Annotated in this window: 12 protein-coding genes; 7 read left to right on the top strand and 5 right to left on the bottom strand. The window is 61.3% G+C overall.

Annotation, left to right across the window (positions count from 1 at the left end; translation table 11 throughout):
- Positions 1-695: cytochrome P450 (locus tag WBV42_RS11495; protein WP_423986154.1), on the top strand; the 695-nt coding region annotated here is incomplete at its 5' end.
- Between the two features lie 77 nt (positions 696-772).
- Here WBV42_RS11495 and WBV42_RS11490 read toward each other — a convergent pair.
- Positions 773-1114 (bottom strand): thiamine-binding protein, encoded by a 342-nt coding sequence (locus tag WBV42_RS11490; protein WP_423986153.1) that lies wholly within the window; start codon positions 1112-1114, stop codon positions 773-775.
- A gap of 183 nt (positions 1115-1297) precedes the next feature.
- Here WBV42_RS11490 and WBV42_RS11485 point away from each other — a divergent pair, with 183 nt between their 5' ends.
- Both WBV42_RS11485 and WBV42_RS11480 read left to right on the top strand, forming a co-directional pair.
- Entirely contained in the window at positions 1298-2902 is a 1605-nt protein-coding gene (locus WBV42_RS11485) for a Na+/H+ antiporter NhaC family protein (RefSeq protein ID WP_423986152.1), read from the top strand.
- Positions 2903-2989: 87 nt separating this feature from the next.
- Positions 2990-3910, top strand: a complete 921-nt coding sequence (locus WBV42_RS11480; protein ID WP_423986156.1) for an NAD(P)-dependent oxidoreductase — start codon at positions 2990-2992, stop codon at positions 3908-3910.
- 169 nt (positions 3911-4079) lie between these two features.
- Here WBV42_RS11480 and WBV42_RS11475 read toward each other — a convergent pair whose 3' ends face one another.
- Positions 4080-4907: a DUF6159 family protein gene (locus WBV42_RS11475; protein ID WP_423986151.1), complete on the bottom strand. Its 828-nt coding sequence runs from the start codon at positions 4905-4907 to the stop codon at positions 4080-4082.
- A 144-nt stretch (positions 4908-5051) separates the two neighbouring features.
- Between WBV42_RS11475 and WBV42_RS11470 the strand changes: the two genes are divergently transcribed.
- The gene (locus tag WBV42_RS11470) at positions 5052-5417 is read left to right on the top strand and encodes a methylglyoxal synthase (RefSeq protein ID WP_423986155.1); all 366 of its coding nucleotides are present in this window, start codon (positions 5052-5054) and stop codon (positions 5415-5417) included.
- A gap of 39 nt (positions 5418-5456) precedes the next feature.
- On the opposite strand, the gene WBV42_RS11465 is transcribed toward WBV42_RS11470, so the two are convergent.
- Positions 5457-6800 (bottom strand): glutamine synthetase family protein, encoded by a 1344-nt coding sequence (locus WBV42_RS11465; protein ID WP_423986150.1) that lies wholly within the window; start codon positions 6798-6800, stop codon positions 5457-5459.
- A 32-nt stretch (positions 6801-6832) separates the two neighbouring features.
- Between WBV42_RS11465 and WBV42_RS11460 the strand changes: the two genes are divergently transcribed.
- The 3 genes from WBV42_RS11460 (at position 6833) to WBV42_RS11450 (ending at position 8738) form a co-directional block, all read left to right on the top strand.
- Positions 6833-6967 carry a hypothetical protein gene (locus WBV42_RS11460; protein ID WP_423986149.1) on the top strand — a complete coding sequence of 45 codons (135 nt, stop codon included), beginning with the start codon at positions 6833-6835 and terminating at the stop codon, positions 6965-6967.
- 6 nt (positions 6968-6973) lie between these two features.
- On the top strand, positions 6974-8074 hold the full coding sequence (locus tag WBV42_RS11455; RefSeq protein WP_423986148.1) for an amidohydrolase family protein: 1101 nt from the start codon (positions 6974-6976) through the stop codon (positions 8072-8074).
- A gap of 343 nt (positions 8075-8417) precedes the next feature.
- Positions 8418-8738 (top strand): cupin domain-containing protein, encoded by a 321-nt coding sequence (locus tag WBV42_RS11450; protein ID WP_253225854.1) that lies wholly within the window; start codon positions 8418-8420, stop codon positions 8736-8738.
- 181 nt (positions 8739-8919) lie between these two features.
- Here WBV42_RS11450 and WBV42_RS11445 read toward each other — a convergent pair whose 3' ends face one another.
- Positions 8920-9297 carry a DUF7532 family protein gene (locus WBV42_RS11445; RefSeq protein ID WP_423986147.1) on the bottom strand — a complete coding sequence of 126 codons (378 nt, stop codon included), beginning with the start codon at positions 9295-9297 and terminating at the stop codon, positions 8920-8922.
- A gap of 104 nt (positions 9298-9401) precedes the next feature.
- The gene (locus WBV42_RS11440) at positions 9402-10568 is read right to left on the bottom strand and encodes a Cdc6/Cdc18 family protein (RefSeq protein WP_066147370.1); all 1167 of its coding nucleotides are present in this window, start codon (positions 10566-10568) and stop codon (positions 9402-9404) included.
- Between the last annotated feature and the right edge of the window lie 205 nt (positions 10569-10773).

The following is a 10773-nucleotide window of genomic DNA, read 5'->3' as shown; positions in this document are numbered from 1 at the left end:
GGTCGGATGCGCTCGTCGCACGTTCCACGGACGGCATCGACATCGACCGGATCAAGCGGGAACGTCGACGGGCACAGGAAGAGATGGGTCGGTATTTCGCGGAGTTGCTGGAGGAGCGCCGAGGGGGCGACGGTGACGACCTCATCACCCTCGCAGCGACGACAGAGGAACTGACCCAGAAAGAACGGGTCGGGTTCTGCATGCTGTTGCTTCTCGCGGGTAACATCACGACGACGAACCTCCTCACGAACGCCATCTGGTGTTTGGAAGAGGAAGGAATGATGGATGCGGTCCGAACGGGGGAAATAGACCGCAAGAAGGTGATAGAGGAGGTACTCCGCTATCGGTCGCCGATCCAATCACTGGACCGAATCGCCCTGAAGGACGTGGAACTGAACGGACAGCAGATCCAGGCCGGGGACGTCGTCACGGGATGGTTAGGTGCCGCGAACCGTGACCCAGAACTGTTCGACGACCCCGAGGAGTTCCGACCGGAGCGACGGCCGAACCGGCACATCGCGTTCGGAAAATGGGTTCACTACTGTCTGGGCGCGCCGCTCGCTCGACTGGAGGCGGACATCGCGCTCGAAGCGCTTCTCGACCGATTCGAAACGGTCGAAGCCGATTTGATGGACCTGCAACCGCTGAGCGGCCTGTACGGTCTCGAATCGCTCCCGTGCTATTGCGAGAAATAGTCGTAGGGGGGCTACCGGCAGGGAACACGGCACACTGCCTCGAACACAGTGTACCGATTCCACCGATCGTTCACGTATTATCCGCGATACGATTCCGCATCGTCGTCCGAACTTCGAGCCGAGCGCCCGAGATGGCGTTCGACGCGCTCGACTTTCTCGCTCACGTCGAGCGTCTCCTCGCGGAAGTGGTCGATTTTGAGCGTCGTCAACGTCCGTGACGCATCGACCGCTTCCGTGGCCGCCTGTGCGGCGGCGAACACTTCCGAGAGTTCGTCGGCTTGAATCGTCGTCTCCATCGGATGTGTCTCGTACTGAACGTCGAACTCCTCCAGTGCGTCTATCGCGTTCGCGATTTCCGCGTCGAAATCGGCGTTCGAATCGTCGAGCGGTGCGACAACGAGCATGGCCGTGACGGTCATGCCTCGACGTTCGTATTTCCGGACAATATAACCGGGTGGTCGGTGGGTAATCGGTTGGTGATCAGTGGGAGGAATCCCGTCGTCACCACCGCGAGTTCCCGCTCCGTGTAAAATTCAGAACAGAGTCTTGTTTATCGAAATCGGCAAAAACCACTATTAACCCATGATGTGAATGAGCATAGCATGCCATCGGATTTCGGAGCGCTATCACTGGTACCACCCGTCTTGGCCATCGTGCTCGCCGTCATCACGCGCCGGGCGATGCTGTCGCTCTTCATCGGCGTCTGGACGGGCGGCATCATCTACAGCGGAAACGTCGGCATCGCGAAGACGTTCGATTGGATAATCAACTCCATCGGGAACAGCACGTTCAACGCGAAGATTCTCGTATTTACGATGCTTTTAGGGGCCGGAATCGCGCTCATCTGGCGGTTAGGTGGCGCGATGGCGATAACGCGGTTCGCCACGAGGCGGATCGACTCCCATCGAAAGGTCGGGGTCGTGGGGTGGCTGCTCGGCCTCATTTGGAACTTCGACGACTACGCCAACAACGCCATCGTCGGCAGTTCGCTGAAGAGCATCGCCGACGAGAAGCGGATGTCGCGCGAGAAGTTAGCCTACATCCTCGATTCGACGGCCGCGCCGATGGCGACCATCGGCATCTCCAGTTGGGTCGCGTTCGAAATAGGATTGATAGCGGATCAGTACAAAAAGCTCGGAATCGCCGAACAGACCCCCACCGCGACCGCGACGTTCCTTCACAGCGTGCCGTACAACATGTACTCCATACTGGCGCTGGCGATGGTCGGCATCATCGTCATCAGCGGCCGGGATTTCGGCGAGATGCTGGACGCCGAAAACCGCGCACAGCGGACCGGCAACGTCATCCGCGACGACGCGAACCCGCTTCAGAACATCAAGGATGATCTGGGCAAACCGCTGGACGACGATGCTCCCCTTCGGACGTTCATCCTTCCCGTCTTCGCGCTCGTCGCCGTCGTCGTCGGTGGCGCGGTGATGATGGGATACAGTCCCGGTCGGACGACGATAGAGATGGTCAACAACACGAACATCGCCACCGCGCTCGTCTGGGGGTCGTTCGCCATGGTCGCCACGGCAATCGTACTTGCGCTCGCGGAGGGCGTCATGACGCTCGACCAGACGATGGACACCATCCTCGACGGGTTCGGAACGATGCTTCCGGCGGTCAGCATCCTCGTGTTGGCGTGGTCCATCGGGTCGGTGGCGTCGGCGCTCGGGACCGGCCAGTACGTCACGCAGTACGCATCGGGAACGGTTTCGCCGACGGTGCTCCCCGTCGTCATCTTCCTCATCTCCGCCGTCATCTCCCTCGCCATCGGCACGTCGTGGGGGACGATGTCCATCATGACTCCCATCGTGATTCCGCTGGCGTGGAAGATCGGTGGCTATTCCCCCGGATTCATCGCCGTCTCGGTCGGCGCGATGTTCAGCGGTGCCATCTTCGGGGACAACTGCTCGCCCATCTCGGACACGACCGTCCTCGCATCGACGTTCGCCGGATCGGATCACATCGATCACGTTCGCACGCAGATGTACTACGCGTTCACCGTCCTCACGGCGACGGCGTTCCTGTACCTGCTGTACGGACTCACGAGCGTCGGCCCGCTCGTTCTGCTCCCCATCGGTCTCGTGACGCTGATCGCATTGGTGTACGCGTTCTCCGGTTTGGACGCTCGGCGCAAGGACATCTCCCCGAAACCGGCATCGAGTCAGTCGCCGAATCGGTCCGTTACCAGCGACGACTGACCGCCCGACGACTGAACGTCGGTACCGGAAATCACCACGGGTTCGAAACCCGAAATCATCCGCCTCGCCGTTACCCCCATAATTTTGCTGTCGCACACAAACCAACAAACGATGACAGGGAAGACTATCGGCTTCATCGGACTCGGAATCATGGGCAAACCAATGGCGAAGAACCTCATCGACGCGGGATACGACGTCGTCGGGTACAATCGCTCACAGGAACCGGTTGACGAACTCGTCGAGTACGGCGGTGCGGCGGGCGATTCCCCGCGCGATGTCGCGGAGCGGGTCGACGTCGTCATCACGTGTCTGCCGGATTCGGCGGTCGTCGAGAAAATCGTCCGGAGCGACGACGGTATCCTCGCGGGAGTGAGCGAGGGCATGACGGTCATCGACATGTCCACGATTTCGCCGACGACGACCGAAGAACTCGCCGCGGACATCGCCGAGAAGGGCGCGAGCATGCTCGACGCGCCGATCAGCGGCGGCGAAGTCGGCGCGATAGAGGGAACGCTCTCCATCATGGCGGGCGGCGACGAGGCGGTGTTCGACGAGCAGATGGACCTCTTCGAAGTCATGGGCGAGACGGTTACCCACTGCGGGCCGAACGGCGCGGGCCAGACGACGAAGGCGTGCAATCAGATCGTCGTCTCGGCACAGATGGTCGGCGTCAGCGAAGCCCTCGTCTTCGCGGAAAAAGCGGGTGCGGACCTCGAAGCCGTGATCGACGCGATCAGCGGCGGTGCCGCGGGGTGTTGGACGCTCGACAACCGCGCATCGCAAATGATCGAGGGCAACTTCGATCCCGGCTTTTTCGCCTCGTATCAGTACAAAGACCTCCGAATCGCAACCGACGCCGGTGAGGAGTTCGGCGTCCCGCTCCCACAGACGTCAGTCGCACACGAACTGTACAAATCGATGGAGACCACGGGACGCGGCCGTGACGACAACTCCGGCGTGATGCAAGTCATCGAGGACCTCGCGGGAACGGAAGCGCGTATCGACTGACGTTCTAAGCCCACGACTAACGTAGCTCCAACTACCGTAGTTTCAGCTACGTTAGATAGGACTACCGTAGTTTCGGCTACAGAAAGGAGTAACTCATACCACGAGAGTAAGCACAGAGGACACAGAACGCGGCCGTGATGATAGCTCCAGGGTTATGCAAGTCGTCGAGTTATTTCGAGGGGAAGACGCTGTCGGGTTTTCGACCCGTGAACGGCCCGACCTGTTCTCCAGTCGTAGCGTACCGATAGAGGGCGGTTCGAGCGATCATACCGACGACCTGTGAAATGACCATCGAAGCGACGAGCAACACGAAGCCGACGGTTCCGAGGGTGTACGCCACGAGTCCGGCGGCGGCGAAATACGCCCAGCCGAGACAGACGAGTCCGACCAGTGCAACCGGAAGGAATACGAGCGAAACGCCCAGCGACGCGCTGACGCTCTCGCCCCACGTGTCGCGGAACGCGGCCCCGCTTTGGCGTAACATCGGACGAAGGGCGTCCGTGTCTTCGAGCACGATGACGGGGACGACGAAGAACGTCAGCAACGACCACGCGAGGTCGAAGAGCAATCGTGCGAGGCTCCCGAGGGGACCGAGTTTGTCGTCGATGATGTACAGCACGGTCCCGAGCGTCGCCGCGGCCACCGACCACAGGGCGATCCGCCGTCGAACTCGCCACGCGGCGGCGAGCCCTTCGCGGGCGGACGTTTCCTCGCCGTCGAAGTATTTCGCCGCACAGTGGACGACGGCGGCGTTGAAGAACACGCCGACGCTCGACGAGACGGCCAACCCGACGAACACGCCCACATACTGAAGGAAGTCGCTTCCGAGCACGTCGCCGAGGACGCCGTAGTAGAGCAACACCCCGGCCACGGCGGCGAACGCGCTCCCGACCGAAAGAAGGCTCAGGAGCGGAAGGATCGCGAGGGAGGGATTGTCCCGGAAGACGTCGACACTGTCGTCAACGATGGAAAGTCCGCGTCGAAATCGTCCAGCCATACAATAACTATTGCGACGAGAGAATATAAGCTTTGTAGACACGATGGGGACACGTCTCGCCGACGTGTTCGTTTTCGTCTTCGTCGTCGCTTTCCGGTCGGGTGACGACGTAGCTTGAAGATGCTCCCGGTTGTACCGGCTCACATGCAGATTGCGCTCATCGCACACGACGAGAAGAAACCGGAGATGGTGGAGTTCGTCCGGCGGAACATCGACCAGCTTTCGACCGCCGACTGCATCTCGACCGGGACGACCGGCCAGCGAATCAACGAGGAAACCGACCTCGTCGTCGAACCGAAGGAGTCCGGTCCGCTCGGCGGGGACATGATGATCGGGGCCGCGGTCGCCGCCGGGGACTGCCACGCCGTGATATTCCTCCGGGATCCGCTGACCGCACAGCCGCACGAACCGGACATCAACGCGCTCCTGCGAGTGTGCGACGTTCACGACGTTCCCCTCGCGACCAATCTCGCGAGCGCGAACGCCATCATCGACGAACTGGTCGCGTGAGGCCGGTCGTTCCTGGCGGGAAACGATGGGGATCGACGTTCAGTAGAGCCGCGTGTAGGTTTCCACGTCCCAATCGGTGACTGCGGTCGCCGCATCGGTCCACGTCGCGCGCTTCACCGCGACGTACGTCCGATGGAGGTCGTCGCCCATCGCGTCCGAAAGGACCGTGTCGGCTTCGAGTTCGTCGATAGCCTCGCCGAGCGACTGCGGAAGCCGTTCGATACCACGACGTTCCCGCTCCGATTCGGAGAGGCTCCCCGGATCGACGTCGAGTGGTTCTCCCGGGTCGAGACCGCGCTCGATGCCGTCCCGCCCCGCGGCCAGGACGCCGAGGAGCGCGAGATACGGGTTCGCGGTGTTGTCGGCGGCTTTCAGTTCCAGACGAGTGGTCGCCGCGGCGTTCTCCCACTGTGCGGATGGAATACGCACCATCGCCTCCCGATTGTCGAGCCCCCACGCCGTGTACGCCGACGCCCACGAGCCCGGTTGAAGTCGCTTGTACGAGACGACCGAGGGTGCCGTCAGCGCGACGAGCGCCCTCGCGTGGGCGAGCACGCCCCCGACGAACCGCTTACACGTCTCCGAAATCCCGTACGGCGACTCGTCGTCCGGGTCGTAAAACGCGTTCTCCTCCCCGTTCCAGAGGGAGAGGTGGAGATGGCACCCGCTACCCGCGTGGTCGGGAAACGGTTTCGGGGAGAACGTGGCTCTGCTATCGTGGTTTTTCGCCACCGCTTTCACCGTCTGTTTGTAGAACGCGTGGTCGTCCGCCGGAGTGAGGCCGTCGCCGGGTTCGATAGCGATCTCCTGCTGACCGGGGCTGTACTCGGGGTAGTACGTCGCCATCTCGATCCCCTGGGCCGCGAGATCGTCGACGATTTCGAGGACGACATCGTGGGCGCTCTGAATCCCGTCCGCCGTGTAACAGCCGCTTCGGTCGAACGGTTCGATTCCCTTCGTCGTTTCCCGGACGAGATACCACTCTGGTTCGAACGCGGCGCGTGACCGATATTCGAATCCGTCGAGAAAGCCGCGAAGCCGTGATCGGGGATCGATCTCCCACGGCGTCCGGTCGAGTCGATGGATGTCACACATCATCGCCGCGGCGCGTTCGGCGTACGTGAGAGTTCGAAAGGTGTCGGGGTCCGGGACGAGTCTGACCTCCCCGACGCGCCCCAACGGCGCATCCTCGGTGGGGTAATCGAGGTCGGTGAACGCCTGTTGGGCCTGCGCGATGTTTGCGCCGGAGGCGAAAACGTCCTCGACGTTCGCCGCGTTGACGACGCGACCCCGTTCGACGCCCGCGTTGTCGACCCAAAGCAGTCGGACGAGTTCCACGTCATCACCCGCACAGATGTCGATGACTTCCGATTCGGTGGGCATGATCCATCCCATCTACCACGGCAGTACACGTCATGGTTTCCACCAGTCGTGAGGGTGGTCGGTCGAGCGTGGAAGCACCGATGCCGTCAGCGACGGTGGCGTTTACCGATGCCGTCAACGACGGTGGCGTTTCCGGAGGCAACGGCCTTGTATCGCGGGGTGGATGAGTTCCCATGGACCTCCGGGAGCAAATCGAGGGCATCGCGCTCGTCGACAACCACGCCCATCCCGTCGAACCGCTGTCCGCGGAGACGGTTCTAGAGTCGTTCGCGGGGTACTTCACCGAGGGCGACCTCTCGCCGAGACACGCCCGACAGACGCTCAACTATCGGGCCGCTCTCGACCTTTTGGATGAACGGTTCGAAGGCGAGACCGAAGACGAACTGCTCTCTCGACGCGCCGCCGTCGACCTCGAATCGTACAGCCGCGACCTCATCGACGGGACGAACACCGAGCGAATTCTCGTCGATGACGGGTTTCCCGACACGTCGCCGGACGACTTTCGCGCGTACACGACTGCGGCGGTCCACCCGCTCCTGCGAATCGAATCCCTGTTGGAGGAGCTACTGGATCGACACGACTCGTTCGCGGGCTTCGAGCGGGCGTTCGAGGACGCGATAGACGACGCGCTCGCCGACGATTACGTCGGATTGAAGTCCATCGTCGCGTACCGGAGCGGCTTGGCGGTCGGGAATCCTGACCGGAGGGAAGCCAGAACGGCGTTTTCAAGCGTAAGAGACGGCTGGTCGGGACGGTTTTCGGACCAGACGGTGCTCGACTACTTCGTCCACCGGGCGAGCACGCTGGCGGCGGAACGAGCGGTTCCGATACAGTTCCACACCGGATTCGGCGATTCGGATGCGCATCCGCGACGGGTCGATCCGACGCTCCTCTCCGATTTCATCGCCCAGCATCCGTCGACGAAAGTCGTCCTTCTGCACGCGGGCTACCCCTACGTCCGCGAATCCGGATACGTCGCATCGACGTTCGACAACGTGTATCTCGACCTCTCGCTCGCCATCCCGTTCGTGCAGCACGGTTGTGAGCGGGTCATCGAGTCGGCGTTCGAACTGGTACCGATGACGAAAGTGCTGTACGGTAGCGACGCCTGCTCGGTACCCGAACGATACGTCCTCGCCGAACGACGAACGCGGGATGCGCTCGCGACGGTTCTCGAAAGCCTGGTCGCCGACGGGTTCGTGAACGAAGCGTACGCCGCGACGGTCGCTCGGAACGTTCTGCGGGGGAACGCGGAACGGTTGTACGACCTCTGATTCGGCCCCATTACCAGCCATCACCACGTGCTAATCGCCGAACGGGGGGCGCTGAATTCGTCGAAAGTAGACGCGGGTGCGGGTTACTACAATGAGATTTTTAGCTTCCGGAACGCGTTTTACCGTTCCGGTCCTTGGTAGAGATACGCTCTCACAAACCCGGCACGGACCGCCTGTCCGGCGCCATCACCGGCATTGCACCCGTGCCGATTGTGAGGGCACCCCGCTTTCCTTACCACTTCCACCGCACCCAGTGGCTACAGTACCGATAACGGCTCGTCAACGATTGGTAGCTCCTCGTCGGGCGGGAGAACTTTGCTGGAGGAGGGAGTAGTGGTTTGGGATGGCACACACGAAAGTCAACTATCGAGACGTGGAATCGGTGGGCGACGGAATGCACTTCCTCCGGGACCCGCTCGGGTGCGAGCAGTTCGGCATGACGGTCCTCGAATGCGAGCCGGGATGGACCGGAAAGGAACACGCTCACGTCGACCGCGAGCACGAGGAAGTGTACCTCCTGCTGGACGGGGAAGCGACCGTGACCATCGATGGCGAGGACGTGACGATGGAAAGCGGCGACGCGCTACGGGTACCGCCGGAGGCGACCCGCCAGATACACAACGGCGACACCGAATCCAAGTTTGTCCTCGCCGGAGCACCGTGAAAAACACGTAGCCAAACCCGTCTCCGGCTCGTTTTTGAGGCGAATGCAGATCAGATCCATTTATCGATAGCTACCTATTGCACCTCTTGATAGCTTTGTGTCCATTGTAGACATCCCATATATTGTTTCTATTGTATCTATTCTACCTATTGTAGATGTTGATGGACTGTACCGTCGAATTTCAAAGGTCGTCGCGGTCAAGCGCGAACCGAACCCGCGCGTTCGTCGGCTTCCCGAGCGTCAGTTCGACGCAGTTTTCGGTGAGAATTCGACCGCCTTCGACGGGAACACCCCACGTATCGAATCGGAGGTAACCACGAATCGCATCGGCGTGCGTGTAGAGATCCAGATATCGTATCTCGTGTTCCGGAAATTCGCTGGCCGAGTGTGCCTGTTCCATGTCGGAGTAAATCGTATCGACGCCGTCGAAGAACACTTCCAGACGGTCGGCGTCCTCTCGGGTCGTCTCGACGATGGTGTCGGCGACTGTCACAATTTCGGAAGTCGATAGCCCACCGGTTTCACGGAGGGCGTCTTGGGTTCGCTGATCGAAGTGCATACGACACCCGTAGGAAGTCACGGCTGAAAAATCCGGTCTCTCGTTCCCGTCCTCACGGGTGAAAACGTTCGTACGTCGGTCTCACGGGCTACGCATCCGACGCTTTAGATCGGGTCCGTACCGGAGTTCAGCGCCTTCAGCACGATCGCGGGGTCGCGGTTTAGCGAGTGCACCCGATAGCTCCCTTTTTCGTAGCCGCCGCCGGTGTGACGGCTTTCCGTGATGCCGAGGAACGACTGTTCTTTCAGCAGTCGGGAGACCCGATCCCACGAAATCGGGGCGGAACCCTCGTTCTTACAGACGGTCTTGTACGCGGAGTAGATGTCCTGTTTGGCGAACTCCTCTTCCTCGCGGTTCATCGTCAGCGATGCGAGCGCGACGAGGATGTGTTTCACGTGCGGGGTGCTTCCGGACACCAGTTCGGCGAACCGGTCCGCCTCAGCGCGCTCCATCGCGCTGTCGATATGCTCGCCCAGCACTTCGGACGTGCCCGACTCCTCGGCGATCGCGCCAGCATAGCGGAGGATGTCGATCGCTTTCCGAGCGTCGCCGTGTTCCCGCGCAGCGAGGGCGGCAACCTTCGGGATCACGTCCTCGGACAGCACGTCTTCGTAGAACGCGTCGCGGCGATTTTCGAGGATGTGGCGGAGTTGGTTCGCATCGTACGGATGAAAGACGAACTCGCGGTCCTGCAGCGACGAATCGACGCGTTCGCCGATGGTCTCACGGTACTGAATCTTGTTGCTGATGGCGATGATGCCGACGTAGGAGTTCGTCTTCCCCGTCTCTTCCGCTCGAGAGAGCGTCATGAGGATGTCGTCGTCGCCACCGAGTTTGTCCACCTCGTCGAGGATGACGATGAGCGAGCGAACCTCGTGTTCGTCGAGCATATCCCACAGATGGCGGAAGTACTCGGCGGCGCCGATCCCTTTGCGAGGGATATCGAAGTCGGGCGCGAGCGTATCACGGACCCCGAGTGCGAGTTCCCGTGCGGCACGGGTTTCCGTATCGTCGTTCGAGCAATCGATGTACTGATAGATGAGATTGACGTCGTTGCGGTGTGCCCTGTCCCGAGCCTCGCGAGCCATGTGTTTCGAGACGAGCGACTTCCCGGTTCCAGTTTTTCCGTACAACAACAGATTCCGTGGGGGTCCGCCACGGACGGCGGGGCCGAGTGCTTTCCCGACCGCTCGAATCTCGTCGTCACGCCCGATGATTCGGTCCCGATCCGGAACGTAGCCGACTCGTAATAACTCCTCGCGCGCGAAGATATCACCAACAGCGAAGGGGTCGCCGAAGTCGTCTTCGTTGGTGGTATTGGGACGACTGGATTCGTCGAATCCGGTATTGCCGTCGTCGTTCCCGTCGAGAACGTCGTTATTGTCGAACCCGTAGTCGTCCTCATCGTGACTGTCGTCGTTGTCGCCGTTGTCGTACCGCCTCGATGACGCCTCGTCGCCGCCGAAATCCCGTAGG

The sequence above is a fragment of the Haladaptatus sp. genome (assembly GCF_049589095.1).
Taxonomy (GTDB): domain Archaea; phylum Halobacteriota; class Halobacteria; order Halobacteriales; family Haladaptataceae; genus Haladaptatus.
The sequence above is the reverse complement of the archived record's forward strand: the minus strand, read 5'-3'. Positions and strand labels throughout refer to the sequence as shown.

What these genes read in the sequence shown, in the direction of transcription:
- WBV42_RS11490 (WP_423986153.1), bottom strand. Translation starts at nt 1,114, where the DNA reads ATGACCGTCACGGCCATGCTCGTTGTCGCACCGCTCGACGATTCGAAC.
- WBV42_RS11485 (WP_423986152.1), top strand. Translation starts at nt 1,298, where the DNA reads ATGCCATCGGATTTCGGAGCGCTATCACTGGTACCACCCGTCTTGGCC.
- WBV42_RS11445 (WP_423986147.1), bottom strand. Translation starts at nt 9,297, where the DNA reads ATGCACTTCGATCAGCGAACCCAAGACGCCCTCCGTGAAACCGGTGGG.
- WBV42_RS11475 (WP_423986151.1), bottom strand. Translation starts at nt 4,907, where the DNA reads ATGGCTGGACGATTTCGACGCGGACTTTCCATCGTTGACGACAGTGTC.
- WBV42_RS11455 (WP_423986148.1), top strand. Translation starts at nt 6,974, where the DNA reads ATGGACCTCCGGGAGCAAATCGAGGGCATCGCGCTCGTCGACAACCAC.
- WBV42_RS11470 (WP_423986155.1), top strand. Translation starts at nt 5,052, where the DNA reads ATGCAGATTGCGCTCATCGCACACGACGAGAAGAAACCGGAGATGGTG.
- WBV42_RS11465 (WP_423986150.1), bottom strand. Translation starts at nt 6,800, where the DNA reads ATGCCCACCGAATCGGAAGTCATCGACATCTGTGCGGGTGATGACGTG.
- WBV42_RS11460 (WP_423986149.1), top strand. Translation starts at nt 6,833, where the DNA reads ATGGTTTCCACCAGTCGTGAGGGTGGTCGGTCGAGCGTGGAAGCACCG.
- WBV42_RS11450 (WP_253225854.1), top strand. Translation starts at nt 8,418, where the DNA reads ATGGCACACACGAAAGTCAACTATCGAGACGTGGAATCGGTGGGCGAC.